The organism is Aureivirga sp. CE67 (genome assembly GCF_015767245.1).
Taxonomy (GTDB): domain Bacteria; phylum Bacteroidota; class Bacteroidia; order Flavobacteriales; family Flavobacteriaceae; genus Aureivirga.
On the sequence record NZ_JADOTV010000006.1, the window covers coordinates 16,094 to 42,510 of the forward strand.

General features: G+C 27.3%; 27 protein-coding genes. 6 read left to right on the forward strand and 21 right to left on the reverse strand.

All coding sequences use genetic code 11. The features are described from left to right. Positions 1–137: 137 nt before the first annotated feature. The 16 genes from I0K12_RS09100 to I0K12_RS09175 form a co-directional block, all read right to left on the reverse strand. A complete protein-coding gene (locus tag I0K12_RS09100) occupies positions 138–725 on the reverse strand; it encodes a DUF4240 domain-containing protein (RefSeq protein WP_196887299.1) in 588 nt (195 codons plus the stop codon). A gap of 263 nt (positions 726–988) precedes the next feature. Then, entirely contained in the window at positions 989–1,681 is a 693-nt protein-coding gene (locus tag I0K12_RS09105; RefSeq protein WP_196887301.1) for a hypothetical protein, read from the reverse strand. A 48-nt stretch (positions 1,682–1,729) separates the two neighbouring features. Beyond that, positions 1,730–2,188, reverse strand: a complete 459-nt coding sequence (locus I0K12_RS09110) for an ankyrin repeat domain-containing protein (RefSeq protein ID WP_196887303.1) — start codon at positions 2,186–2,188, stop codon at positions 1,730–1,732. 122 nt (positions 2,189–2,310) lie between these two features. Then, the gene (locus tag I0K12_RS09115) at positions 2,311–3,354 is read right to left on the reverse strand and encodes a serine hydrolase domain-containing protein (protein ID WP_196887305.1); all 1,044 of its coding nucleotides are present in this window, start codon (positions 3,352–3,354) and stop codon (positions 2,311–2,313) included. A 137-nt stretch (positions 3,355–3,491) separates the two neighbouring features. Continuing rightward, positions 3,492–4,043: a hypothetical protein gene (locus tag I0K12_RS09120; protein WP_196887306.1), complete on the reverse strand. Its 552-nt coding sequence runs from the start codon at positions 4,041–4,043 to the stop codon at positions 3,492–3,494. 84 nt (positions 4,044–4,127) lie between these two features. Then, positions 4,128–4,913, reverse strand: coding sequence for a hypothetical protein (locus tag I0K12_RS09125; protein ID WP_196887308.1), 786 nt, complete (start codon positions 4,911–4,913; stop codon positions 4,128–4,130). A 356-nt stretch (positions 4,914–5,269) separates the two neighbouring features. Further along, positions 5,270–6,082 (reverse strand): hypothetical protein, encoded by an 813-nt coding sequence (locus tag I0K12_RS09130; RefSeq protein WP_196887310.1) that lies wholly within the window; start codon positions 6,080–6,082, stop codon positions 5,270–5,272. A 155-nt stretch (positions 6,083–6,237) separates the two neighbouring features. Then, positions 6,238–7,476 carry an erythromycin esterase family protein gene (locus I0K12_RS09135; RefSeq protein WP_196887312.1) on the reverse strand — a complete coding sequence of 413 codons (1,239 nt, stop codon included), beginning with the start codon at positions 7,474–7,476 and terminating at the stop codon, positions 6,238–6,240. Positions 7,477–7,613: 137 nt separating this feature from the next. Then, positions 7,614–7,910 (reverse strand): hypothetical protein, encoded by a 297-nt coding sequence (locus I0K12_RS09140; RefSeq protein ID WP_196887314.1) that lies wholly within the window; start codon positions 7,908–7,910, stop codon positions 7,614–7,616. Positions 7,911–8,167: 257 nt separating this feature from the next. Further along, positions 8,168–8,830, reverse strand: a complete 663-nt coding sequence (locus I0K12_RS09145; RefSeq protein ID WP_196887316.1) for a hypothetical protein — start codon at positions 8,828–8,830, stop codon at positions 8,168–8,170. Positions 8,831–8,856: 26 nt separating this feature from the next. Next, positions 8,857–9,522 carry a hypothetical protein gene (locus tag I0K12_RS09150; protein ID WP_196887318.1) on the reverse strand — a complete coding sequence of 222 codons (666 nt, stop codon included), beginning with the start codon at positions 9,520–9,522 and terminating at the stop codon, positions 8,857–8,859. A 602-nt stretch (positions 9,523–10,124) separates the two neighbouring features. Next, on the reverse strand, positions 10,125–11,015 hold the full coding sequence (locus I0K12_RS09155; RefSeq protein WP_196887320.1) for a DUF6895 family protein: 891 nt from the start codon (positions 11,013–11,015) through the stop codon (positions 10,125–10,127). Continuing rightward, complete coding sequence (locus tag I0K12_RS09160) at positions 11,016–11,591, reverse strand: hypothetical protein (RefSeq protein WP_196887321.1); 576 nt, start codon at positions 11,589–11,591, stop codon at positions 11,016–11,018. A 2-nt stretch (positions 11,592–11,593) separates the two neighbouring features. Continuing rightward, positions 11,594–11,866 carry a hypothetical protein gene (locus I0K12_RS09165; RefSeq protein ID WP_196887323.1) on the reverse strand — a complete coding sequence of 91 codons (273 nt, stop codon included), beginning with the start codon at positions 11,864–11,866 and terminating at the stop codon, positions 11,594–11,596. Between the two features lie 435 nt (positions 11,867–12,301). Continuing rightward, positions 12,302–12,655: a hypothetical protein gene (locus I0K12_RS09170; RefSeq protein WP_196887325.1), complete on the reverse strand. Its 354-nt coding sequence runs from the start codon at positions 12,653–12,655 to the stop codon at positions 12,302–12,304. 357 nt (positions 12,656–13,012) lie between these two features. Continuing rightward, the gene (locus I0K12_RS09175; RefSeq protein ID WP_196887327.1) at positions 13,013–13,882 is read right to left on the reverse strand and encodes a cation diffusion facilitator family transporter; all 870 of its coding nucleotides are present in this window, start codon (positions 13,880–13,882) and stop codon (positions 13,013–13,015) included. A gap of 184 nt (positions 13,883–14,066) precedes the next feature. Here I0K12_RS09175 and I0K12_RS09180 point away from each other — a divergent pair, with 184 nt between their 5' ends. The 6 genes from I0K12_RS09180 (at position 14,067) to I0K12_RS09205 (ending at position 20,536) form a co-directional block, all read left to right on the forward strand. Continuing rightward, positions 14,067–14,519, forward strand: coding sequence for a DUF4064 domain-containing protein (locus tag I0K12_RS09180; RefSeq protein ID WP_196887329.1), 453 nt, complete (start codon positions 14,067–14,069; stop codon positions 14,517–14,519). A 128-nt stretch (positions 14,520–14,647) separates the two neighbouring features. Further along, complete coding sequence (locus I0K12_RS09185; RefSeq protein ID WP_196887331.1) at positions 14,648–15,403, forward strand: prolipoprotein diacylglyceryl transferase; 756 nt, start codon at positions 14,648–14,650, stop codon at positions 15,401–15,403. Positions 15,404–15,501: 98 nt separating this feature from the next. Next, positions 15,502–16,605: a PorV/PorQ family protein gene (locus tag I0K12_RS09190; protein ID WP_196887332.1), complete on the forward strand. Its 1,104-nt coding sequence runs from the start codon at positions 15,502–15,504 to the stop codon at positions 16,603–16,605. Positions 16,606–17,055: 450 nt separating this feature from the next. Beyond that, positions 17,056–17,577 carry a hypothetical protein gene (locus I0K12_RS09195; protein WP_196887334.1) on the forward strand — a complete coding sequence of 174 codons (522 nt, stop codon included), beginning with the start codon at positions 17,056–17,058 and terminating at the stop codon, positions 17,575–17,577. 165 nt (positions 17,578–17,742) lie between these two features. Beyond that, positions 17,743–18,888, forward strand: coding sequence for a hypothetical protein (locus tag I0K12_RS09200; protein WP_196887336.1), 1,146 nt, complete (start codon positions 17,743–17,745; stop codon positions 18,886–18,888). Positions 18,889–19,048: 160 nt separating this feature from the next. Further along, complete coding sequence (locus I0K12_RS09205; protein WP_196887338.1) at positions 19,049–20,536, forward strand: catalase; 1,488 nt, start codon at positions 19,049–19,051, stop codon at positions 20,534–20,536. 56 nt (positions 20,537–20,592) lie between these two features. On the opposite strand, the gene I0K12_RS09210 is transcribed toward I0K12_RS09205, so the two are convergent. From I0K12_RS09210 to I0K12_RS09230, 5 genes are all read right to left on the reverse strand, one after another. Further along, positions 20,593–23,271 (reverse strand): carboxypeptidase-like regulatory domain-containing protein, encoded by a 2,679-nt coding sequence (locus tag I0K12_RS09210; protein WP_196887340.1) that lies wholly within the window; start codon positions 23,269–23,271, stop codon positions 20,593–20,595. 3 nt (positions 23,272–23,274) lie between these two features. Beyond that, a complete protein-coding gene (locus I0K12_RS09215) occupies positions 23,275–24,069 on the reverse strand; it encodes a GLPGLI family protein (RefSeq protein WP_196887342.1) in 795 nt (264 codons plus the stop codon). 56 nt (positions 24,070–24,125) lie between these two features. Continuing rightward, positions 24,126–24,338: a hypothetical protein gene (locus I0K12_RS09220; protein WP_231372729.1), complete on the reverse strand. Its 213-nt coding sequence runs from the start codon at positions 24,336–24,338 to the stop codon at positions 24,126–24,128. Between the two features lie 440 nt (positions 24,339–24,778). Beyond that, a complete protein-coding gene (locus I0K12_RS09225) occupies positions 24,779–25,546 on the reverse strand; it encodes a GLPGLI family protein (protein ID WP_196887344.1) in 768 nt (255 codons plus the stop codon). Positions 25,547–25,562: 16 nt separating this feature from the next. After that, positions 25,563–26,414, reverse strand: a complete 852-nt coding sequence (locus tag I0K12_RS09230; protein WP_196887346.1) for a GLPGLI family protein — start codon at positions 26,412–26,414, stop codon at positions 25,563–25,565. Positions 26,415–26,417: the final 3 nt, after the last annotated feature.

Consider the following 26,417-nt stretch of genomic DNA (forward strand, 5'->3'; position numbering starts at 1 on the left):
TAGGAATACTATTTTTATAAGTAGTTGAAAACAAAAAACATATCAAAATATTATTTTAATATGCTTAGATAAATATTGTGTGAATTTTAAGACTGTTTTACTTGGTTTTTAACTCAGTTCTTTGTTAGCCACTGGTTTTATTCATACGAGTAATATCCGTTTTTAAATCTGTCTTGATAAAATTTAAATAGTTTAGGATATTTTTCATTTAAAGTATTCCAATTCATTTTTGAGTACAAATCTACTTCTTCATTTTCTAAGTCATAATCTAAATCTAATTCTTCTTCAAATCTAGTTTCGCTAATTCTAGAAATTATATATATCAAATCTTCTCGAAATGCTCCATTTGCATCCAAATCATATTCAAATAAATCTTCTTCTTTTTCAAAATTTTTGAACTTTTCAAAATGCTCTTTTCCTAAACTTACTATCCAAGCTCTAAAGTCTGCAAAACCATCTTCTGAAATGTATTGAAAATCTTTTGTCAATTTATCTTCTAAATCATATCCAGACAGAAGAAATAAATCTCCTATTTTAGGTAAATATAGTTCTCTAATTTTCGTACATAAAAGTTCATGAAATTTTATTAGAGATTCTTTATCTGCTTTCCCTAAGTAATCTTCAAGTATTTCGTTTTGAATTACATCATATCCTTTTTCGTTTATTTCTTCTATAGGATATTCAAAGAATTTTCCAATTAAATTCCAAAATATTTCTTCTGTCATAATATATTTTTTTTACTTGTGGCTAACATAACTATAACAGGAATTCCTGTTATTTCAATTATATCTGTAACTATAAAATTTCTGTAAAATTTAAATTTTCATAGCAGCAGATTTCCAAATATATATGAATCTGAAATTTTTAACAAATAAAATTTTAGGAATACTATTTTTATAAATAGTTGAAAACAAAAAAGCATATTAAAATTTATTTTGATATGCTTCGATAAATATTGTATAAACTTTAAGATTGTTTTACTTGATTTTTAACTTAGTTCTTTGTTGTAAGCCGTTTTTATTTCTATTTGTAAATTTTTGTTTCTGTTTACTTTTTCTCTCAATTTTAAGTAATCTTTTAAATCTATTTTTTCAGTTATCTGGATTAAATAATTCGTTTCTTTATCTAAATTTTCAAAATTAAAGTCTGAATATTCAATTTTAAAATATTCTTTATTTTCTAATTTTTTAAATATTGGAGGTAACTTATTAAATTCTCTAAACTTTCTAAATAACGGATCATTTATAATTATTTCATCTTTTAGTTGATAATAGTTTCCTTCTGATTTTTTTGTTATCAATTTAATATTTTTCAGAGTTTTAAATTCCAACCAGTAATACACCTTAAATAAATCCTGAGTTGTTAATCTTTTATCCAATAGTAAAACTGCAACTTCTGAATTACTAAAATCAATAGTTTTTAATATTTCAATAGGATATTTTTTGTCATTGTATAAAACAGCTAATTGATCTTCTTTAATTAAATGAAATACAACATCTTCTGATTCTAATTTAAATTTATTTTTCGTGTCAAAATCTATTAAGTCATATTTAAATTTATCTGATAATTCTTCTTTAGAATAACTAATTTCACTTTCATTTAAATCTATACTTTTTGATTTATTCTTTCCACAACTATTTGCTGTAAAAATTAAAATTAATAGAAATATAATTCTTCTCATTTTTATTTTATTCTAATGGTTTGTATAAACCGTTAGTACTTATCTTTTTTAATTCGTTTCTTTTAATTTTTTCTCAACAAATTCAATAACATCTTTATTTTTACTTTCTTTTGCAGCTGTAAGCACTGTATTTTTATTTCCATCATTATCATTTATGTTAGCTCCATATTCTAAGAGTAATTTAATCATTTCTAAATTCCCATTACTTGCAGCATATAGGATTGCAGATGTTTTAAATCCATCTTTCCAATTAACATCGGCTTGATTTTCTAAAAGTAATTTTGCTATTTTTAAATTATTATTATTTACAGCAGTACAAAGTAAATTAACCTTCATCCAAGGTTCAGATTGCTTTATATAATTTACATTTCCACCTTTTTTGATTAATTTCTCAGTTTTTTTAAAATCATTTTTAACAACAGATTTATATAAATTTTCATCTATTTTTTGCGCGTTAGTATTTATTACAATTCCAATAAATAAAATTAGAGATAAAATATTTTTCATGTTTTTTGTTTTTTTAAAATTGGTGCTAACGGTATCATGTATAAGTAACAGTAAATTTATACTCACAAACCTTTCGATTTATCACTTAAACCACTGTTAATTATACATATTGTTAGCAAATGCTATTTGTTTGTTCTTTTTATAATCTTATAAATTTCGTCGGATACGTCGAATACGTTTTGTTGTTTTTGGTTCGTTAAAATCACAATGGTAATATTATCTTGTTTAAATCTTCGTACGATACATTCGTAGTTCTCTATTGAACCATGATGCGAATGTTCGATAATTTTATTATCTCTCCATTCAATATATCCGAGAGGTGATTGAATGTTATCTCCTTTTTTAGCTTGTTCTGAAAGTTTTTTTATTGATTGTTTATTAACTATTTGAAAATTTCCTAATTTTTCAAACCAATTAGCTAAGTCGGTTGCAGTAGAACTGATCAAAAGATTTTTAGCAGATAATTTGTAATCATCCTCTTTCAAATTGCTATTAAAAGGAATTGCCATCAATGTCTTATCCTTGTATGGATATTGTTCTTTGATGATTGTATTTTTCATTCCGTAAGGGATAAATATATTCTCTTGTAAGTATTGGTTAAAGGTGCTATTGGTTATATTCTCTATTATTTTAATCAATAGAATAGGGTTGCTATTTGAGTATAAATAATCTGAACCTGGCCTAAATTCAAGATTTTTAACAGACTTGATTTCTTCCATTATATGACTATCATTCACGTTTATTCCCTTACTAAAATAGGTATCCCAACCTATTGTTGGCAAACCACTTGAATATTGTAGTAGATGTTTAATAGATACCTCTTCAGACCAATTTGGTAATTCAGGAATATATTTGGAAACTTTGTCGTCTAAATTTATTTGGTTTTTTTCCTGTAATTGCATGATTGAGACTGCCGGAAATTCTTTATAAACTGAACCTATATTGAAACGATAGCCTTTGGTTAATTTTGTGTTTTTTGTGCCGTCTGAATAACCAAATGATTTTTCGTATATATTTTTTCCGTCTTTAGTGACTAAAACGTTTCCATTGAGTTGTCCTTTTTCGTGAAGTTCGTATAAATAAATATCAATATTTTCGTTGTTTTGACAACTAACAAGAGAAATAATTAGGTTTAAAAGAAGTATTTTGGTTATGATTTTAATCATTTGGGTTTACTTGATGGTAGTTTAACGAAAAGACTATTTAATTTTTTAATTGTTACAGTTTGTCTTTTAATATTTGCTAACGATTTCGTATAACTATCAGTTACAGGTAAGTTAGCGATTATACATCGTTGCCATAGTTATTTTTTATTCTGCATTTCACGAATGGCTTTTTTCCGTTCACGTATTATTTTTCTGCGCTCTTTTTTTGTTTTGGCAGTTAAAAATAGTTTCCAATCAATTCTATCGTCACTTGCAAGCCATTCCATATATTTTTTTAAAAATTTTTCAATTCCATCTCGTTGAATATATGGTAAATAATATTCTATCAGATTTGCGTTATTTTCGCAAAAAGTAAACGTGCAGTTTTGAATTCCAGTTACTGTTGCATAGGGCATTCCTTCAATTTGGTCAGCCATTATTATTGCAATTTCTCCTTTATTCAAAACCCGATTGTTACATTCTGATTTAATTTCAGTCAAGGTTTGGTCGCTAAAAAATTCCGCAAGAGTTGGCAAAATTCGCCAACCATATTCAATCAATTTCTCGGCTTGTTCAGTTTTCGCTATTTCTTTAGAATTCTCAATTGTTGAAATTCCGTCTAATAGATTTTCAATTTCAGATTTTGATTGAGAGAAACCAAAACATGAAATTAAAACTACTATTATTAATGTTAGCTGGATTTTTTTCATAATTATTTTCGCCGGTTTGTGTAAGTTTTGCTTTCTGTGTTGCGCCTGCGGCAAGAAGTGAAACTTACACTTTGTTGTAGGAGTTTATATTAATATTTCTTTTTTATGATCTTTCAATAAATCATTTAAAAGCTCTAAACTATTATCTTCAATTTCATTTTTACCATTAAATAATATTGGTAATTCTATTTTTTCTCCTAAATCTTTATAAAATTTCATAGTATAATTAGTAGTTCTTTTTCTCAAGTTACCATTTAAAATCAAGCAATCTATATTTAATAACCAATCACTTATCACCGTAATAAAATGCAACAACGTCAATTCTTTTAAAAATATTTTTCTATCGTTAATTCTATTTGCTTGATGAACCATCTTATGTCTTAACTTTATGATTTTAAATATTTTCTTTATTTCAGCTCCTTCTATATTTAAAATATCAATTCCAGTTATAATTTTATATAGTGAATTCACTTTTGGCAAATTATGATAAATAACATCATTCAAAACACTAATTGTTAAAAATTCAGAACCGTTTACCACGTCATTACTTGTTAAATGTCTTTCGAATTTATATTTTCTAACAAATTTTTCTGATTTTGATTTATCATCTAGTATAATTTCAATTAACATATTTTTTAAATATGACTCCATTATTGAAATTAGATTTATCATAAATGAATTATAAATAGTGTTTCTTTTTTCATTTTTTTTTAAATGATTATAAACCTTTATTTCTTCTTCAGATAATTTTTTGTTTGGTGTATTAAATAAAGAAGAACTAACATACGCATAAAGTGAAATACTAATTAAAGTATCATAAATATCTTTTAAATCAGAATTTAATAATTCTATCGCTTTACTTTTTTTCATTTACATTTTTTCATAATTATTGCCAACATAACTATAACAGGAATTCCTATTATTTCTATTATATCTGTAACCATAAAATTTCTGTAAAATTTAAATTTTCATAGCAGCAGATGTCCAAATATAGAAGAATCTGAAATTTTTAACAAATAAAAGTTTAGGAATACTAGCTTTTTAAGTAGTTGAAAACAAAAAAACATATCAAAATATTATTTTAATATGCTTAGATAAATAATGTATAAAATTCAAGACTATTTTATTTGGGTTTTAACTCAGCTCTTTGTTGGTAGTTTTTTATTCAATTATTTTATTTTTAATTAGTTAATAAACAATCATATTATGTGTACCCTGATTTATATTTATTTAGTTTTGATAATAAGTACCCCATTTTTTCCACTATCACCAGAAAAAACTCTAGTATAAGTTGAATCTTTTGATTTGTCAAATACTCTAACTGATTTCACATCCTTTTCATTAAGCTCGTTAACATCCTCAAAAAATGATTGTTGAGAATTTATCAAAATTAATGGCTGCTTTAATGGATCATCAATTTTAATATTATTTTCAGATAAGAGTTTTACTGTTCTTTTATAAAAACTAGATTGATTATTTACATCTTTAATAGGTTGATTTACAACAAGACCAATACTAGATCTTTCTTTTTTATAAACTCCTGAAGGTAAGTTTTGGATATAATTTTCAATATTCGATTTTATTTTTTCATTATAAATTTCAAAAATTAATGAGTTAATGAAGTTTTTACAACCAATACTTTTAAAAAAGTAATGATTATTTTCCACAATCTCAATTGCTGTAAAAATGCAACCAAGGTAAACTTTGGGTTTTATAGATTTTATTAAATTAATTGATATCGTATCAATAGTTATATCTAAACTTTGTTTATAAAAATAGATCTTATTATTTTTCGAATTAATAAATTTTCTAGAATAAATACAGTTTTTTTGGCTAAAACTAAACATTTGATGACCTCTCCAGATTCTAATAATTTTCTCAGTAGAATTTTCAATATTTTTAATGGAATCGTTTGCCAAGTCCATTCTTAAAGACTCATAAAAAAACATACTATATTTATCGTCGTTTACTTCAATTTTATTTTGAGAGTATACTGAGTTGAGCACTAATAAAATAAGCATAGTTAATAGAAACTTCATTCTTATAATTGATAACTTTTTAATTTTTTTAACTGTAAATATATTTTCTTTCATTTTTCTATTTCAATAAATGCTGTTATGTATCGAGAGATAAAATTTCCTTCAATTGTTGCCAACGTATTTTATTAGATTAAGAAACGTGCGAAGCATGCTTGTTACTTGGTGTTATAAGGAGTCTTTCTTTCTTTAATACAAGGTTTCATATTCTCAATATAAATCATTCCATCAAATGCCCCCAACCAATAATAATTATTCATCCTATACAAATATCCTCTCATTTTAAATTTTTGATTTTTATTATTAATTTTTTTAAAATTTGTAAATGAGATTTTGTGATTATTTTCAAACATCCAATTTTCAAAACACTCTTTTTTTGGAGCTTTAATATCATAGTTTAAATAATCTAAATCTTCACTTAATATGGAACGTTCCGTTCTTCCTTCTCTTGAGGTGAATCCAATGGAGTAAACTTCATTTTTGCTAACTAACGTATAAAAGTGTTCTCCAGCAGAAACAAATGATGTTTCTATTTTTTTATCTTTATATTTTCGCACTAAATGATAATTGTGTGCCCAAAAAATAATTTTTTCATTTTGATACATATTATCTACAAGCCATTTCATATTTTTTGCCATTTGAAAATCACGTGATAGATCACCATCTTCCCAACTATTTTTAGCAGCATTTTCTAGATTATTAATTGCTTGAAACATTAATGTTCTAGTGTTAACAGTATCTAATTTTTCTTTGATTTTAGAAAGTGTGTGTAAAAATACTTTTTTGTTTTTCTTTTCAACTGTTTGAAAAGCTAATACTTTTCGTAATGTTTTTTCAAATTGATTAAAGTTTGAAATTTTTGAAGTATTTATTTTTTGATTTAAATAAATAGATAAATCATTTAAAAAATGATCTTGATCTTTTTTTGAGACAGATCCAATTTGACAATCAAATCCAGAAATATGAAGAGTATTTTCTTTTTGTTGTTCTTTTATATAGTCAAATAAAGAATTTACTTGTAAACAATTTGACCAAACATTAAAGATGCTTTTTTCTATACTATCAACAGGTTGTCCTAACTCTGTTTTTCTATTGATATTATAAAAGTCACTCTCAAAAGCAATTACATTAAACCCTTTTTTTTCGTGTAAATATTTTATAATTCTTGTTTTAGCTTCAAAGGCAGAACCGTCTCCATGATCTTGTTCTCCTAGATAGACAAATCTAGCATTGCCAATAGCATTACCAATAGACTCTAAATCCGAGAAATCAGAATCATTTGGATTTATGGATTTTAACTCTTTAGTGTTTAAAAGAATGTCGTTTTTTATATTCTGTGCTTTGATTAATCCTAATCTAAAAATTAGAAAAAATATAATTAAAATATTTTTTTTCATATAATAACAATAATAAGAGTTAAAATTGATATTTTATTTGAAATGCCTTAATAATACCTTGCAATGGTTTGTGTAAAAATTAGTGCAGCGAACCGAAGGATGCTTTTTATACATTATTGTAGCTAGTTTTTATTCTTTTAATAATATTTTTTTATTTCTAAATATTCAAAGAGGTTAAAGAATATATCATTAAAAATAATTCCTAAAATCAAAGAAAACGCTATGCTAATCAGAAATATTTTCGACAAATATTTTATATTCTCTTTATTGTTTTTTTCTGTCGCATGATGAACTCCAAAAGGCATAAATATCATAAAAATCGGTATTCTAAAGGCAGTACTTAACGCCCAAGCTTTTCCTTGAATAATATATGTCAAACAAATTAATCCAAATAAAATAAGTGAAGTTATCAATCCTAGAATTAATTCTTTCAATCTGATCGATTTTAATTTCAAGAGTTTAATTACTTTGATAAAAGCAATTATCCCTATAATTAAAGCTCCGAGTAAAAAAGGTAATATTATTAGTCCCATTATTTCATAGTGATTTTTCTATTTCGAATTTTGCTAAATTCAGAGTGTTGAAATTTTCATTCCGATAATTTGAAAATTCCGATTTATTAAACATAAGCTCTACTTCACTTTCAGTTCAGTTAAAATTCACAACCCAAGGCGAACAAATTCAGCCGCAATTAATTATAAACCTTGTTGTTCCTAGTTATTTTCCATTCTGCTAATATACTATCAGCTTGTTTCTTTGTTATATTTCCGAAATAAGGTTTTCCCAAAACCCGCTGTTTCTCTCTTTCCATTCTTGAAGGTGTTCCACAATAAAATCCGTCCAATTCATAAATTGAATGATTCGCTTCAAAGTAATTTTTGTTTCCATTATCGTCTTTGAAGTAATATCTGATAGATAAGTTTTCTACTGTGTTAGAATCAATATTTCTTTGATAATAGTCCATTTCAGATTCAATTCCATTTCTCCAAAACAAAATGTTTGAGTTGAGCCAAATTATTTTGCTTTGAAAATTGGTGTTCAAATCGGAAGAATCATTTTCGTAAATTATTCCTGTATTTATGTCTTTTAAACTGAATATTTTTGCGAATTTCAAAACTTTTCCATCATTATAATTTTCGTCACTTAATATATTCCAGTTGTCCCAGGTCTGATTTTCCGATTTCCAATTTTTAGAGATCTGTTTTAGTCCGATTTTAGTTCTTTCAGGATTAAAGTTAGTTGCGTATTTTTCAAAGTTCACTTTCTGATTCCAAAGCGAAATATTATACATTAAAATTCCGAGTATAGAAATTCCAATAATTACAAATAATATTTTCTTTAGTACGATTTTCATAAATTTGGCACGTTGTGCTTAGTTTTTTATATTTTAACTTTAAATTTATTTACATCTTTAATGATTTCAGTAAGTTTAAAATCAATAACTTTTCCATTTGGTAAAAATCTTTTATATCCAATAATACCAATACCTTTTGCATAATATGTTTCTTGAGTAAACTTTTGATTCACATCTGGATATTCTAAATCACTTGTTATATACAAATCATTCATTACAATACAATCGTAATCTAAATCTTTGAATTTTTTCACAACCTTTTTTTCTCCTAGCTTTCTTTTCTTTTCAAGTGAATAATAACCAGACTTGACTTTTACTTTATAAGAATATTCGTTTTTTTCTTCCCATGAATAAACTTCATTATTTATAACATCTCCATTTTTAATCTCCTTAGTATCATAAATATCAGAAAACCTAGTTACAAAAGCTCCTTTTTCAGTTATTTCTTCCTCAAAAAACTCAATTTGAATATAATTTTCATTAAAACCTCTTGTAATAAAATATGTTTTTCCATTCCTTTCTTCAGTTGACAATCTCCAATAAACTATTGTTTCACTATTGAAATCTTCATATTTATAAATTTTCGGTGATTTTAATTCTTCTATTGGAAAGTAAAATTCTTTTATATTTTGTTTTTTAATTATGAATGAAGAACAAATTAAAATTGTCAATAAGAGTAATATTTTTTTCATGCTTTATTTTATCTAATTAAACACAACGGGAGTCTGCACACAAACTCCATAATTTTCGTTAAAACTAGTCTTTTAACACAAATAAATCAAGTTTAAGAGAGTTTTAATTCTGAATAAATTAAACAATAGTAAAATACATTGAAGAATAAAATACTTTAAAACGACTTAAAACAAGTATTATTTAGTCCAAAAAAATAGGAGTATAGGTTTTTTAATTAAAAATCGGAAGAATGAAATGGTGGTCTACCTTCTTTTGCTAAAATATCCTGAAAACCTAATTCTTCGAGTGGGAGAATCTCCAGAATAAATCGACAATCCGAGCCCAAGAATCGGAGCAAACCATAGAATTAAATCAAACATCTGTAATTGATGCCTGTCTATACCTTTTTGAAAATCCATAAAAAAAGAGAAGTTTTTGCTTCTCTAAATTTACGATTTATTAAAATTTTATGCTAGTAAAACTGTTAGTTTTTGCGCAGTCTGACGTTTAGTATATGAAAAGTAGGCGATTTCGAAACACTATATTTTCGATTAAGCAAAAAGTTAGATACGAGTTAAACTTTTGAAGTTACCGCTATTTCGCCTATTTTTTATATACATTGTTACCCACTGTTTTTCATTCCAAGTGCCATTAATCCTACCAAGCAAGTGTGGTAGTTTGACAGAAACTTAACTCTTTGTTCATCAGGATTTGTTTCATATTCTAGTAATTGCCTTCCTGCTCCTTCTGGTGAAGGAATTAATCCATCATTCTCTTGAGCAATTGTTAATGGAGCAATGTATTTTTCAACAATATCATAGTCACCAATACAACAAGCCACCATAAGGAGTTCTGAATAAATATCCCAGTTGGGTTGATGTGCAAATATTTTAAGCCAACCAGGAGTCCAATTTTTTAAATAAACAACGGACTCTTTAGAAAGACGATTTTTATTTCTTCCAAAATCAGTCAGATAAAAAATATCATGGGTTAAGGCATATGCAATGTCATCTGACATTATCCAAGGCTCTGGATTGTTGTAGAACCAACATTTTTTTTCTGCATCAATCGGGAATTGGTTTAGCCCGAAGAAATCTTCAGTATGAACTAAATCAAGTCTTCTCCAATATGGGTATTCAATATTTTTGCATCCTTGAGTCTCTAACAAATAAGTTATTAATCTTTTTAGTCGGCTATTAATAAAGCCAAGTTTTTCGAAATTTGCATAAAGGGATGATAATACGATTAAATCTGGTCTAACCGCTAGTATTTCAATTAAAAGGTCACCTTTTTTTACTTGATTCCAAGCCCATTCAACATTAGCTAAGCATTCATCATTTCTATAGTTACAAGAAATTAATACTTCCATGGTTAAAACATACTCGCCTAGTGGCTTTAATGCGCCAATTGATTTCTCTTTTGAATCATAATCATTTGAATCAACCGAGAATTGATTTTTATTATTTATAACCCAATTAAAGCTTGCCTCAAGATTGTCTTTGATATCCATCATTTAAACTGCATTTTTTAAGAGAAATATTTCTCCTGAAAGTTCTCCCAAGAGAACACTACTATTATATGTTTCTATATGATTGAAAGCTTGTATATAAGTTTCTTTCTGTTGCTCAGAGATTAGCTGTTCCTTTTGTAAAATACTCAGATTCTTGAGTGAATTACTTAAGTTCATTTGGTTAAGGTTGAATATCAATTCACTCTTCAAATCCGATATAAACTTAAATTTTGTTACACAGCACGGGTCTAGACTTGCAATTCTTGAGTAACTGTATAATGAATTCCTGTTGTATGAATCAAATACTATGGTAGATAATTCTAGTTCACATTTCAAAACCTTTAGAAAGACTAATTCAAAAAGATATTTATCAATCTCCGTTAATTCTATCCCATTATAAATTTCATTCAGCTTTGGAAGTAATTTAACTCTTAGCTCATAATTAAATTCACCATTTAATTTCCAATAGTAAAGAATGATATCGAGCTTGTTTTTCCAATTATTGTCTTGAGCTAAAACTAAGTTAGAGAATTCTTCAACTGATAAATTCTCTAGCTCTTTAAGATAGTTTTTGTTCATACTTATTTGATAGATACCCAAGAAACATCAAATCTTACTAAAACAGCTGCTGCTAATTCAGGAATATTTCCACTTCCAATTCTAGCTTTTATATCTTTTAGTAAGTTTTTACTGTTGTCATCTAGGTCATCTAGATTACCAGCTTCCAGAAATTTAGAAATTGCTTCTTTTTTTTCAGCTGAAATTTCTGTTGAATCTCCATCAGTAAATGATAATTTATCAATGTCAATTTCATTTAGATTACCATTGTCATCTTTAATTTTAAATGTTGCCATAATTTTGATTTTTAGTTAAACAATCTATTTTTAATAGTGGGTAACATAACTATAACAGGAATTCCTGTTATTTCTATTATATCTGTAACTATAAAATTTCTGTAAATTTTGAATTTTCATAGCAGCAGACGAACAAATATATAAGAAACTTTAAATTTTAACAAATTAAGATTTAAAAATTTAAATCGAAGCTATAAAAGCTTATGGAGTCTAGAGTTTGTAAAATAGAATTTAAGGGAATACTTCTTATTAATTATTGTAATAAATAGATTTTACCTTAAAAGTATTCCTTTACTAGTTTTTTTTATTGAAAAATAACCCGAATTATTGGTTTTTTCTATCAAAAAAACATTAAAACTAGATTTTAGTTCCGCTTTTACCCTCAATAACAAGAAATAACAGGAATATATAGTTTTTCTTTACTAAGAAAGAGATTTAGTATAATTTTTGCTTATAATTTATCTGTTTTATCACTCCGACTTTTATATTTACGACAAATCCACTCGAAGGAACAGAAAAGAAAGAGGAAGGAGCAAGGGAGACACTTGAAGGAATGGAAGAGTAAGTAGAAGGAACTACTCCGACAGTTGCATTTACGACTAATCCACCATGATGAACTACTCCGACACTCTGAGGAATCACTCCGACACTTGCATTTATGACAAATCCACTATGAGGAATGACTCCGACAGTTACATTTATGACAAATCCACCATGAGGAACCACTCCGACACCATGAGGAATCATTCCGACAGTAACATTTACGACAAATCCACCATGAGGAATCACTCCGACAGCTGTATTTATGACTAATCCACATGTTTTTAGTGCTGAGTGATTTTGAGGAATAGACGTTTTGGAAGGAAGTAGGGCCTTCGACTCCGCTCAAGCACCGATAAATCCGCCCATGTGCCTTCGAGAGCCTCTGGCGCCATTAATCAGATTCCTTTGTGTGTTTTTTGCAAAAGGGATTGAAGTGGAAAGCTTTTGTTTTTTAAAAAATTAGAAATTCAAGGAAACGGAGGCGACCAACGGAAGCCCACGAATGACATAGAATTCTTTTTTTAAAAATCAAAACTTGGAAAGAAAAGCCCGACCTTTTCCTTGATTTCAAAAGGAAAAGGATTTGCCCAAATTAAAAATATTTTAGTCAGGCTCAATATGAATCAAAACATCAATGATGTCTTTTTCCTTTTTAATTATTAATTCTTTTACTTCATGCGCAATTTCATGTCCTTCTTTTACGGTGATATCTCCACAAACGATCAAATGTAAATCGACAAAATAATACATCCCGGTTTTACGAACAAAACATTTTTCGGTGTCAACAACTCGTGGGTTTTCTTTGGCAATTTTTCTAATTTTTTCGATCAATTCCTCGTATAGATTTTCATCCATAATTTCTCCTAAAGCAGGACGGAAAATCAAGAAACTGTTGTAATAAATAATAATAGAAGCAAACAAAGCAGCCCAATCATCGGCTGCAGCATATTCTTTCCCAAAGATAACAGCAATCAAAATTCCGATAAAAGCAGCTCCAGAAGTCATAGAATCTGCACGATGATGCCAAGCCTCTGCTTTTAAAATACTACTGTCCGTTTCGTTTCCTTTTTTGTTTAAAATTCTATAAAAAATCTCTTTCCCGATAATAATTATTGCCAGAACGATTAAAGTAAAAGGTTTCGGAGCTTCGTGTGGTTCTTGAATATTGATAATACTCTGATGCGCAATAACGGTGGCAGTACTGACTAAAAATAGCACTGTAAGGAAAGTAATAATAGGTTCAATTTTTCCATGTCCGTAAGGGTGATTATCATCTGGTGGTTTTGTGGCATATTTCAAAGCAATCAGCGCAATGATAGAAGCAAAAACATCTACACAGGATTCTAAAGAATCGGCAACAAGCGCATAAGAATTACCATAAATTCCCGAAATAGCTTTCACTACTGCCAAGAGGAAATTTCCGATAATACTGATATAAATGGTCTTTATTGCAATCTGCGCTTTGTTGAGCATTTTTCAATTAGTTTTCTTTAAAAATAATTATTTAAAACGAAAGCAAAAAAAGATGTAACAATTTTATATTTTAGTGTACAAATTAGGAGAAATGAAAAAAGAATAATAAAATTGTATTTAATTTTATTGTGAATTTTTAATTCTTTTGAAGAATATAAATTAACTAAAAAAAACAAATAAAAATATGAGTCAAAGAGGTACATCATCAGCACCTTTAGTTTTAGGAATTATTGGAGGAGTTTTAGGAATTCCAGGATCCTTATGTTCGCCATATTGTGCATTAGGAATGGATAAAATGAAAGAATTTGTTGAAACATTTCAACAAGATGGAGGACAGCCAGACCCTGTAGAAGTAGAGAATTATGTGAACCAACTTGCAGAAAATCCAGATTTTAAATTTGGTTCAATTATGCTTTGGGTACTTTTGATTTCAGGAATTTTAGGGCTGATAGGAGGTATTCTTGGAAAACCAAAACCACAAGTTTCAGGAATTTTGATGTTTATTGCGGCTGTAACTTCACTTGCAGGATTTTTTGTAGGAAATTATTTAAATGTTCTTGTGGGAGTTCTTTTTGCAATTGGTGGAATGATTGCTTTTAAGCAAACAAAAGAAAATGCTAACGATTTTATTCAATAGATATTATCACGATTCATTTTGTATTTAGGGTTACATATTGTCAAGTTTCCCTTTTGAGAGGGGCTAGGGTGTGTGTTTTAAATAATAAAATGAATTGTAAACAAAATATCTTTTAACAAAAAATAAAAATGCTTCAGAATTTAGAGTTTTATCTTATAAGTATTCCAATGTATAATTTACTAATTGGAATTGGGTTGATTTTTGGTTTCTTATTTCTTGAAAAAGAAGTGAAGAAATACAAAGTTTCTTTCGATGAAGATTACAAATTAAAGTTAGTGATAATTGCTACTTTGATTTTAGGTTTTCTCGGAGCCCGATTTTTCGAAATGTTTTATCACGATATGGAATTTACTTTTGAGAACTTTAAAAATGGAGGATTTACACTTTTAGGAGGAGTTATCACAGGTTTTTTCATTTTTCTTATCGGGAACTTATTGTTTAAATTAAATTTCAAGAAAAATTTACTTCTGTTAATTCCTCCTTTAGTTTTGGTACAAGGTTTTGGTAGAATCGGTTGCTTCTTTGCAGGTTGTTGCTATGGTGGAGTTACAGATTCTTTTCTAGGAATTAGTTTTCCCGAAGGATCCATTCCTTTCTTAGAACATGGGCATGCTAAAGTTCATCCAACTCAATTATACGAAGCAGCTTTTGATTTTATACTTTTCTTCTTTTTGATTTCAAAAGTGAAATTTGAAAAAAGACTTCCAGTTTATTTATTTTTTTATGGATTATTCCGTCTTTCCGTAGAATTTGTCCGTTCGGATGCCAGAGGAGATTTAGGAACTACAGTTTTATCTCCATCGCAAATTATCAGTGTTTTATTTATAATTATCACCTTATTCTTGATCTTTTATCAAAGAAAAATGGAGAAAATTCAAGGTTAAAAATTAGCTGTTTAACTTCTGAAATCATAAAATGAAAAAAAACGTGAGGAGAGAAGGCAATATCTAGCAAATTATTCTGTTAATTTAATTATAAAATTATGATATTTGCGAAAATCAAAATTAAAACATTGAAAAAACATATACTATTTCTTACGTGCGTTATAATAAGTCAGCTTGGTTTTAGCCAAACTGCAAGAAAATATTCAAATGAATTCTTAAATATCGGAGTGGATGCACAAGCTTTCGGTATGGGAAAAGCAGTAACTGCTTCATCAAATGATGTAAATTCTGGTTATTGGAATCCAGCAGGTCTTACAGGAGTTACAGATTATCAAGGATCTTTCATGCATGCAGAATACTTTGCAGGAATCGCGAAATACGATTATGCAGGATTTGCAATGCCATTAGAAAATGATGCTGCTTTCGGAATTTCGATTATTCGTTTTGGAGTAGATGATATTTTAGATACGACAGAATTAATTGATAAAGACGGTAATATTGATTACGAAAGAATCAATTTATTTTCTGCTGCAGACTGGGCTTTCAATTTCAGTTTTGCTAAAAAATTAAAAATCGAAAATCTTAGTGTAGGTGCAAATGCGAAAGTTGTTAGAAGAACTATCGGAGATTTTGCAGATTCTTGGGGATTCGGAATTGATGTAGCAGCACAATATTCATTGAAAAAATGGAAATTTGGTTTAATGCTTCGTGATATTACGACAACTTTCAATGCTTGGAATATCAATGAAGATGAATTTGAAAAAATCAAAAATGCAATTCCAGGTCAAAATCAAGAATTACCAGAAACTACAGAACTTACTTTACCAAAAATGCAAGTGGGAGTTGCTCGTACTTTCCAATTAAATGAAGATTTTGATTTATTGACAGAATTAGATTTAAACGTTCGTTTTGCTGAAACAAATGATATCATTTCGTCATCTTTTGCTAGCATCGAGCCAGCTTTTGGTTTCCAAGCTTCTTATAAGCAAATGGTTTTCTTACGTGGAGGTGTAAATAATATTCAAAATACTTTAGAACCAGATAATACAGAGAGTGTAAGCGTTCAACCAAATTTCGGTGTAGGTTTCAAATACAAAGGAATCGCAATTGATTACGCTTTAAGTAATATCGGAAGTGTTGGAAATGCATTATATTCTAATGTGTTTTCTTTCAAATTAGATATTGGAGCTTTTAAAAAATAAATCCTTTTCTAGAGAAAGACTAGGAAATATATAAAAAATCAGAAAGCAAGTTCTATATGTAGAACTTGCTTTTTTATTTCCCCTCTTGAGAGCAGAGCTGTCAGGTTCTCCTATTTTTTTAATTGAAAACCTGGCGCACTTTTGTAAAGTGTGCCCATTATTTCAAACATTTGTATTCTTTGCTTTTTAAATAATTATAACCTGATTTTTAAATTGATTTGGAGCTTCCCTTTTTCTTCGTTTCCAAAAAACTCAGAAAAGGTCGGGCTTTCCGCTAAATCTTTTTTGCTAAACCAATTTGATGAAGAAAAGTAAAAAAGGATGCCGCTGCAATCCCTAAGCCAGAAAACAACAAAATACTTAAATAATCTCCTTTGATATTTTAGTATTATTGTTAAAAAACAAAATCTGTTTTATATTTGTAAGCATAAATATTTAAAACAAAATTATATGAAAAAGCTATTTACTTTATTTCTTATTTCAATTCTTTTTTCCAGTTGCGGAGTTACGATAGACTCTGTTGTGGATCATTCTTTATTTAAAAAGCCATATGAGAATTCTTTAATTGTAATTCCATATGAGAAATATAGTACGAAAAACTTTTCAAGAGAGTTGCAAGATAATCTGAAATATGAATTCAAGGAAAATAATATGAAAGTAGATTTTATACTTTTTGAAGCCAAAGACGAAAGTTTATCTTTAAACCAAGATGATTATATAGAAAAACAAATTAATAGAGCAATAGTAGAAGGAGAAAAAGACATATTATTTATTTTCAAACCAACTAATTTGGATTATGTAAATGGAGGTTTACAATCAGCAACCTATAAATTAGTAGGAATTGATGTGAAAACAAAAAAGGAAGTTTGGAAAGCGAAATTCAGTTCTAGTAGTTCATTTGGGCCAGCAATGTTTGCGGAAAAATCTGCTAAAACAATTTTTGCAAAACTAAAAGAAGACGGAGTTTTATAAAAAAAACATCATAAAATGAAAAAGCTTGAAGAGAATACTTTTCAAGCTTTTTTTATGTTTTGAATATTGAGGTTTTAAGTATTTTCTTAAAAAAAAATGATGAAAATAATACATATATGAAAAATATTTATTTTGCTATATTAGCAAGAATATTAAAAAAAAACTATGAAAAAACTAACCATTTTATTCTTTACTTTAATCATAAATTATTCTTTTTCTCAAGAAAAGAAAGTCGATTTTGATAAGTTCATAGAATTATATAAAGAACCTATTTTAGATACTGTTTTTTTTGAAGAATTAGAAGTGATGACTTATTATAGATATGATTCTATAACAGAAAACCTTTTATATAAAGATAAACTTAACGGATATAAATTAACAATTTCTGAAAATCCATATTATTTAGATTTAGAAGAGAAAGAATTTAAATTACCAAATATTAATTTAGTAGAGAAATTTAAAAATTATCCTGTTTCACCATCTGTAATTTATGAGAATAAAATTATTTCTTTATTTGAAAAAGATAATTTTATTTGTCATGATTTGAATACTTTAGAAAGAGATAGGGAATATGAAAAATTATTAAATCAAAAAACGTTCAATTTTCATTGGGTTATTGATTCTGAATTATTTGCAATCCATAATGAAAAAATATTTAAATGGGATGGGGAAAAATGGATAAAAACAAAGATAAATTTCCCTTTTTCAGAATCACCCAAGCCGATATTTTATGATGACGATGAATTTTTAGTTTTTTCAGATTGTCGAGGAGAATGGGGAGCTAATACATATTTTTATCAAAGGGAAAATAATAAAACCTTAGTGAGGAAAACTAATTGTTTAAACACTGTAAATAAAGATAAAAATACTTTTAGGCTAACAACTTCTATTAATCATATGGTTAATTTTTCAGAAATCTACGAGTTTCAAAATTTGAAAAACTTTGTAACAACAGATAAAAAGAAGGAATTGAATTATGAACAATATAAAAAAATAAGTGGTGATATAGATAAAGATGTTGTTGTTGATATGAGAGGCTTTTTATTAAAGTCAAATTTTAAACTTAAAGAAAGAGATTTGTTTTTAGTTTCATTTGATAGTTTTACTTTTATTGCTGAACTTAATAATGATGAATTGCAAATAGTTAATCCGCTGTTTAATAATTCAATAACATATCAGGATTTAATAACTAGAAAATATGAAGATTATTATTTGATTAGTAGTTTGAAATATTTCGATCATTTAGTTGAAAGAGAGGATTTAATTATTTTAATTCATAATAATAAACTTATAAAAATAGATTGGAGGTAATCTTTAATTTATTTAAAATATAGAATTTTTTGAGTAAAAATTAATTAAAAACTATAAAAGCTTTTCAGAGAAGTATATATTCTAGAAGTCTGTTGAAGTCTAAATTTGATTCCATAAAATATTTGCTTATTTTTAAGATAATAATCTAAAAATCAATAAAATGAGTAGGCGGAATTTTTTGACAAATGAAACTGGAACCCCAATGAAATATTATGAAGATTCTGAATCGGTAGGAGAGAGAGGTCCTTTATTGATTCAGGATTATTTTCTTTTTGAGAAAATGGCACATTTTAATCGTGAAAGAATTCCGGAGCGAGTAGTGCATGCAAAAGGTTCTGGAGCTTATGGAACTTTTACTGTTACAAATGATATCACAAAATACACGAAAGCAAAATTGTTTAATGAAATAGGAAAACAAACTAGAGTTTTTCTAAGATTTTCTACAGTAGGAGGTGAGCTTGGTTCGGCAGATGCGGAGAGAGATCCTAGAGGTTTTGCGATTAAATTTTATACAGAAGAAGGAATTTGGGATGTTGTTGGAAATAATACGCCAGTGTTTTTTGTAAAAGATCCAAAGAAATTTTCTGATTTTATTCATACACAAAAAAGAGATCCGAGAACGAATTGTAAAAGCCCTACAATGATGTGGGATTTTTGGTCTTTAAATCCAGAAAGTTTACATCAAGTAATGATTTTGATGTCAGATAGAGGGATTCCAAGAACACATCGCCATATGAATGGTTATGGAAGTCATACTTTTTCTTTGATAAATGATCAAAAAGAATTGATCTTTGTGAAGTTTCATTTTAAAACAGCACAAGGAATTGAAAATTTGACGCAAGAAGAAGCTGATATAATGAAAGGTTCTGATATGGATCATGCACAAAGAGATTTGGTAAATGCAATTGATAATGGAGATTTTCCGAAATGGAATATGAAAATTCAAGTGATGACCGAAAAAGAAGCAAATGAATTCAAATGGAATCCTTTTGATCTTACTAAAGTTTGGTCACATGGAGATTTTCCTTTGATTGATGTTGGAACTTTAGAGTTGAATGAAGTACCAGATAATTATTTTGCACACGTAGAACAATCTGCTTTTTCGCCTTCGAATATTGTTCCTGGAATTGGTTTTTCACCTGATAAAATGTTGCAAGGTAGAATTTTTAGTTATCCAGATGCACATCGATATCGTTTGGGAGTAAATCATAATAGTTTGCCAGTAAATAAATGTCCTTTTATGGTGAATACTTATCATAAAGATGGAACAATGCGATTTGATTCGAATAACGGAAGTAGTCCGAATTATTATCCGAATAGTTTTGATAATTCTGAACCTTATGATGGAGTTGATCTAAATGATTGTCCACATCAACCAGAAGACAAAAGAATCGGAACTTTTGATAGAAATTATAATGATGATGATCATTATACGCAAGCTGGAAATTTATTCGAAATTATGCCAGAGGAAGAAAAAGCAAGGACCATTCTTAATATTGCTGGTTCTATGTCTGGAATTTCTGGGATTAAAAAAGATGAAATCATCAATCGACAATTATGTCACTTTTTTAGAGCTAATGTAGTTCTAGGAGCAGGAATTGCAAAGGAGCTCGGCGTCCATATTGATATAGAAAAAATGAATTTATAAAAATAGAAAGCTAGTAGTCAAATACTAGCTTTTTTTATATGAGTTGGGTCCTTTATTTAAAAACGATAATTTACTTTCAATAGAACATATCTTGGCAACAAACGATATTCGGATGTAGAAACACTGATGTCATCAGCATAATAAGTTCTGTAAACTTTTGTGTTTGTTAAGTTTTTTCCACTAAGTTCGAAACTTAATTTATTCTTTTTAACAGTATACCTAGCTGTGATGTCTGAGAAATAATAAGTGTTATTTTCTTTATCCAAACTTCCATAATAATAACGTTCATTTTGAATCATGATATAAAAGTTTTCATGAATATTGAAATTTAAATCTATAAAAGAAACGTTGTCTGTAAAATCATTTTTAATCGTTGTTTTTATTTCGGTAGTGTTCCAACTTGTCCCAATATGGTAATTAAAAAATCCTTTAAAACCTGAACGAAGTTCCACACCATAACCATAATTAGAAGAAATTACTTTTCGTAAATCTGAATTGTTTACTTCATTTAAATAAGAAGTTCTGGAATAATTTAATTTCAACTTCAAATTAGAACTGATAAATTTTAAATAACGATCTATAGTAGAAGAAGCGACAAATAAATCTCTATTTCTAGTCAAGAATATTTTTTCAGAAAACGAATAATTTTGTTCAATCTGTGATCTGCTACTGAAATAGTCATGAGATTTTAGATAAGTAATAAAAAGATATGCGATAAAATTATCACTCCAATTTCCGTAAGTATAAGTGAAATTATATCTCGATTTATGTAATTGATTAAAATCATTAGTTCCTTTACTGAAGTTTCTAAAACTCGTCAAAATATAATTATCATAAACATCTTGAATTGTAGCATTTGTCGAATTGTAAAAAAAGCTTCCGGAGAATTTATGTTTTTTCAAAAACTCCCACTGTAGTTGTAGTTTTGGATTTACAAAAAATGGTGTTTGTTCTTTTTTATTTCCAAAATTTTCTAATTTATTGTAAAGCTGATGAAATTCAATTCCCGTTGAAATTCCGATATTTTTAATCTTTTTATATAAAAATTTTCCTTTTAAATAACTGTCATTTACACTATAAGTCATTCGATTTTGAAAATTAAAAGGAGTTTCTAAAATGGTATTATTTTCCTTGATAAAAAGTGTAGAGTTTACAAAATCCTTTTTAAATTGATTTCCTAACTGAACTTCAAACAAATTTCCTGAAGATTTTCTATCTAAAAGATGTGCTTCCAAACCACCATATTGTACTTTGTTTTGCGCAGCTTGAGTGATATTATTTGCATTTTCATATGGGAATAAATCTTGAAACAAAAACTGATTGATATGATAGTGTTGAGGTGTGTTTTCATAAATAAAACGACCTTTTAATAAAAATGCTTTTTTCTTTTGAAACTTGTTTGTGTAAGTAATCTCTTGATTAAAAAGTACATTTTCGGTGTCAATATTTTCAATATTATTCTGTGCGTTGAAAACTAAATTTCCTTTTGCTTTTTCCCAGCCATTATTATAACTAGAAATCAATTCTAACATTTCAGTTTTAGAAAGATCATGTTTGAGTTCAATTTTTCCAAAAGCGATATTTTTCTTTTTTCTTAAATGATAATTTTCAGTATTTGTAAAATTATTATCTGGAAGATTGTAACGAATACTACTATTTTTATAAAAATCATTTTCATCCCAATTGAAAAACCCAAGTGTTTTGATTTTTGTTTTCTTTGAAGGATTGAAAATTGCATTTAAAGAAAGAAGTTCTGCATTATTAAAATTACTTCTATTTTCTTTAAAGCCTGGAGGTTGCATCGAAAGATTTAAGAACTTTGTAGCATAAACATCTTCCCCGATTTTATCAATTTTATTCAAACGAAAAGGACGAATTAAATGCTCTACAGCACCTGTAGCATCATTCCCGATGTTATTTGCATTTCCTAAAAAGTAGTATTTGTTTTTCTTTCCGAAATTCATCAAATTAAATTGGGATTCATAGCGAAAACGGTCTGAAGCGGCAAGTCCAATATTGAAATTTCCGAACCATTGTCGTTTAGCATCTTCTTTTAAAATTAAATTCAAAGCTACATTTTCCGAGTTTTCCACACCTTTTAAAAGTTTGTTGTCCGAATAATGCTCATAAATTTCTACTTTTTCAATTGGACTCGAAGGCATGTTTTTCGTTAAAATTCTGTAGCCTTTTTCAAAAAAATCATCTCCTTCTACCATGATTTTTTCAACTTCTTTCCCTTTTACTTTTACAGTTCCATTTTCTTCCACTTCTACACCAGGAATTTTTTTTAAAACATCTTCTGCTACATCTTCGTTTCCTTGCAAAAAGTTTTTTACACTGATAACTACCGTATCCTCCTTGACTTTAATATCTCTTTCCGCATGAATGATCACTTCATCCAATTCCATTGCTTTGTATTTTAAAACAATATTTTTTTCAATAGTTTTTGTGTTTTCATTTATTTGAATGGGAACAATTTTCTTTTCATAAGACATGGATGAAAAATGTAAATCATAATTTCCTAATTCTTGTGTTTGAAGAGAATAATTTCCTTGTTCATTTGTGTAAGCATAACTTTTAATGCTTTCCCCTTTTTTTAGTAAAACACTAGCATAAGAAATCGGATTTCCGATAGAATCTTTTACAGTTCCTTTGATTTCTTGTCCATAAAAATTTATAGCGAAAAGAAAAATTCCTAAAATACTTAGGAATTTGGTGTTTTTTTTATTGGTCATTTATTATTTTGATTCAAATATTTCTAATTCTTTTCCACAATCATCGCAATCTTTAGCTATTTTAAAATTACTATTTCTACCTAATTTAGTTGCAATTTTTGAAAACTCCTCTTTAACTAATTCTTTTTTTCGAATATAATATTCTTGGATTGTTTTAATGTTTGTATTATCATATTCAGGAGTGTTAATTTTACAATTCTCTTTATTATTTGGATAAAGATTAACTTTTGTAGCTTGACAAAGAAATTTGTAATCCTCATCATGTACTTCAAGAATTAAACCTGGTAGTCCGTAAAACTTCCAAGGACCGTATGAAGATGGGATTTCGTGTGTAAACCATGCAATGTAATTTCGTCCTCTAAAATTTGTTGTTGCTTTCTGACAAAGAAATTTTCCAATGTTTTTTGATTCTTCATGAATTTTCCAATCAAAATGAATAGGCTTTTCTTTTACAACAATACCTTCTTCATTAAAAATATCTCTAAATAATATTTCCCCATTTTTATTTAAATAAAATTTAGGAAGCGTATTTTTTCTTCCAATAACAGTGATTTTTGATCTACCTTCATCTGTATCTTCTATTTTGTTTTTAGTTTTAGATTCTGATATATTGATTTCTTGATATTTGGAAAATAATGAGTTGAATTCAAGTACAAATTTACTTTTAGAAGTATGTGCTGCATACACATCATTCGCCATATTTTTTTGTTGAGAATATTCAATTTTACCACAAAAATTCTGAGCATAGAAATTTGTAATTATGAATAAAAATATAAAGGTTAATGATTTTACGTACATAATTTAATTATATAAAGAGGACAATATTTATTGCCCTCTAATTATTTTTAATAAGTTTACTCTGAAATTGAAGAACTTGTAGCTGTTATAATAACTTCCTCTAAGCATTCTCCATACTCCCATTCAGTGCAATATTTTTCACCATCATAATAAATACAATACCTCCATCTGCATGGATAGTCTTCATCTTGACTTAAATATTCGAATTCAATTTGCGCTTCAGAACTTTTGTTCTGTTCAGTGTTGAATGAGTATGTGCTCACACTCATTGTTACAGCAGCTATAACTGCAAATAAAATTTTTCTCATTTGGCTTATGATTTTTGAGATATACAATTTGTTTTTAACTCTCTTGGTTAAAAATCCATTTTTTAGCAAGAGAAAAAGAATATATGGCTAGTAAATAAATTCAATTTCTAAAACTAACACTGGCATTTTCTTTTTACACTAGAAATAAAAAGAAAAGAGTACTCTAGAATTGCAATTCTTTGTTAATCATGATAATACGAATTTCAGGATAAAGAATATTAAAAAGAAATAAAAGTCAAAATAATTACCTTAAAATGTTAATATTTATACTAAATGCATAATAATAATAATAATAATAATAAGTATTTGATAGATTAAGTATTGTTATTTTATATATTATGTATTTTTCTTTTAAATTAATTGAAATTATTTATTATTTCAGAAAAGGTAATATTTCTATTTTATTCCTCACATTCTCCTTCCCATTCATAGATTAATTCTATACCTGAGTTTTTTATTTCAGAAAAGGTAATATTTTCATTTTTGTTTACCCTTGCTTTTCTCATATTCAGTTGTTTTTGAGTATAATCGTTGTTTAATTTTACTTCTTCTTTTTTAGATAAAATTCTAAAGGATTTTAAATCTGATTTATAATCAACATTTTTTTGATAAGGAAATTCTATATTTGTGGCAATCCAAGAATATTTAGCATCATTTTCTGTATTATAAACTTCCAAGATTAAACCTGGAAGACCACCAAATTTCCATGGTCCAGATATAAAAGGAATATCTGTAGAATACCAAGCAATATAATTTCTTCCTCTAAAATTTACTGTTGCTTTGTTGCAATTATATTTACCAATTTTTTTTTGATCTGTATAGTTAATATTCCATTTTAAAGGAGGAATACTATCTTTTACTACAACATAAGATTTATTAGTTTTTACTTTTTTATATATCAAATTAGAATTTAATTCTTTTAAATAAGTTTGTTGTGAAATATCTTCATATTTACCTATTACACTAATTTCTCCACTCTGATCTTCAATTATTGGGCTATCATTAACGAAAGATTGTTTATGTAAAATGTAAATTGATTTTAAATTGTTCGAAAATAAAGTTGCACTTTTTGAATTAGGACTAATATTGTTTTGCTCTACATAAGAAACTTTAATATTTTGGCTTATGCTATAATTTATTGATAAAATAAAAATTATTATGTATTTCATATTGTATTTTTTTGTTTTATTCCTCACATTCTTCTTCCCACTCAAAAAGAGTTTCAATGCTATTTCTTTTTTTATTAAAACTAGTAGTAGTAATTGTTCCTCGTGGTAATTTGGAATTTATTTTATTATCAAAATATTTTTGAGGATTTAGATAGATCATATCTACATATTTTTCTAAACTTATTTCTTCAAACTCATTGATGTTTACTTCAAAATCATGCTTTGATATTTTAGATTTAGATATTTTTGTTAATTTCCAGACAAATCTTTTAGTTTCATCATAAATTTCTACTCCAAGACCAGGGAGATTATTGAATTTCCAAGGGCCGATGTTTAAAGAATAATTTAAATCACACCAAGCAATAAATTTTCTACCTCTAAAAAATGAAATAGCTTTATATACTTTTCTATTATCTATTGTTTTATGAGTATCCGTTAGCGTCCAATGAAATTTTGGTAATTTTTCTTGAATAATATAATCTCCGTGTTTAGGTAGGTATGTAAAAATCAAGTTGTCTTCTAGTTTGTTTTGAATGAAAATTCTAGGTTTTGCTGGTGAATCTGAATAAATAATATTGACATCATCTAGATTATATTCTTTGCTTTTTATAGTGTCATATTCTTCTTCTGAATCATCTTCCATATAAATAGCTGATTCAATTTTTGTAAATCCTTTAATATTCTTGCCATTATTTATAAAACTAAAAGCGGATTTAGTTTGAGATCTATTTAGCTTCAAATGTGCTTTTTGAATATTTGGAATTTCTGTGTTGAATTCTACTTCATAGTTCAGTTGATAACCATCTTCCAAGGATTGACAAATGATAATATTTGGTATAAATAATAAGAGTAATAATATGTTTTTCATGTT

Coding starts and splice junctions, on each gene's coding strand:
- I0K12_RS09195 (WP_196887334.1), top strand. CDS start 17,056: ATGAAAAAGCTATTTACTTTATTTCTTATTTCAATTCTTTTTTCCAGT.
- I0K12_RS09200 (WP_196887336.1), top strand. CDS start 17,743: ATGAAAAAACTAACCATTTTATTCTTTACTTTAATCATAAATTATTCT.
- I0K12_RS09125 (WP_196887308.1), bottom strand. CDS start 4,913: ATGAAAAAAAGTAAAGCGATAGAATTATTAAATTCTGATTTAAAAGAT.
- I0K12_RS09105 (WP_196887301.1), bottom strand. CDS start 1,681: ATGAGAAGAATTATATTTCTATTAATTTTAATTTTTACAGCAAATAGT.
- I0K12_RS09120 (WP_196887306.1), bottom strand. CDS start 4,043: ATGAAAAAAATCCAGCTAACATTAATAATAGTAGTTTTAATTTCATGT.
- I0K12_RS09135 (WP_196887312.1), bottom strand. CDS start 7,476: ATGAAAAAAAATATTTTAATTATATTTTTTCTAATTTTTAGATTAGGA.
- I0K12_RS09210 (WP_196887340.1), bottom strand. CDS start 23,271: ATGACCAATAAAAAAAACACCAAATTCCTAAGTATTTTAGGAATTTTT.
- I0K12_RS09230 (WP_196887346.1), bottom strand. CDS start 26,414: ATGAAAAACATATTATTACTCTTATTATTTATACCAAATATTATCATT.
- I0K12_RS09190 (WP_196887332.1), top strand. CDS start 15,502: ATGATATTTGCGAAAATCAAAATTAAAACATTGAAAAAACATATACTA.
- I0K12_RS09205 (WP_196887338.1), top strand. CDS start 19,049: ATGAGTAGGCGGAATTTTTTGACAAATGAAACTGGAACCCCAATGAAA.
- I0K12_RS09150 (WP_196887318.1), bottom strand. CDS start 9,522: ATGAAAAAAATATTACTCTTATTGACAATTTTAATTTGTTCTTCATTC.
- I0K12_RS09130 (WP_196887310.1), bottom strand. CDS start 6,082: ATGAAGTTTCTATTAACTATGCTTATTTTATTAGTGCTCAACTCAGTA.
- I0K12_RS09220 (WP_231372729.1), bottom strand. CDS start 24,338: ATGAGTGTGAGCACATACTCATTCAACACTGAACAGAACAAAAGTTCT.
- I0K12_RS09110 (WP_196887303.1), bottom strand. CDS start 2,188: ATGAAAAATATTTTATCTCTAATTTTATTTATTGGAATTGTAATAAAT.
- I0K12_RS09165 (WP_196887323.1), bottom strand. CDS start 11,866: ATGGCAACATTTAAAATTAAAGATGACAATGGTAATCTAAATGAAATT.
- I0K12_RS09145 (WP_196887316.1), bottom strand. CDS start 8,830: ATGAAAATCGTACTAAAGAAAATATTATTTGTAATTATTGGAATTTCT.
- I0K12_RS09100 (WP_196887299.1), bottom strand. CDS start 725: ATGACAGAAGAAATATTTTGGAATTTAATTGGAAAATTCTTTGAATAT.
- I0K12_RS09175 (WP_196887327.1), bottom strand. CDS start 13,882: ATGCTCAACAAAGCGCAGATTGCAATAAAGACCATTTATATCAGTATT.
- I0K12_RS09180 (WP_196887329.1), top strand. CDS start 14,067: ATGAGTCAAAGAGGTACATCATCAGCACCTTTAGTTTTAGGAATTATT.
- I0K12_RS09115 (WP_196887305.1), bottom strand. CDS start 3,354: ATGATTAAAATCATAACCAAAATACTTCTTTTAAACCTAATTATTTCT.
- I0K12_RS09225 (WP_196887344.1), bottom strand. CDS start 25,546: ATGAAATACATAATAATTTTTATTTTATCAATAAATTATAGCATAAGC.
- I0K12_RS09160 (WP_196887321.1), bottom strand. CDS start 11,591: ATGAACAAAAACTATCTTAAAGAGCTAGAGAATTTATCAGTTGAAGAA.
- I0K12_RS09185 (WP_196887331.1), top strand. CDS start 14,648: ATGCTTCAGAATTTAGAGTTTTATCTTATAAGTATTCCAATGTATAAT.
- I0K12_RS09215 (WP_196887342.1), bottom strand. CDS start 24,069: ATGTACGTAAAATCATTAACCTTTATATTTTTATTCATAATTACAAAT.
- I0K12_RS09155 (WP_196887320.1), bottom strand. CDS start 11,015: ATGATGGATATCAAAGACAATCTTGAGGCAAGCTTTAATTGGGTTATA.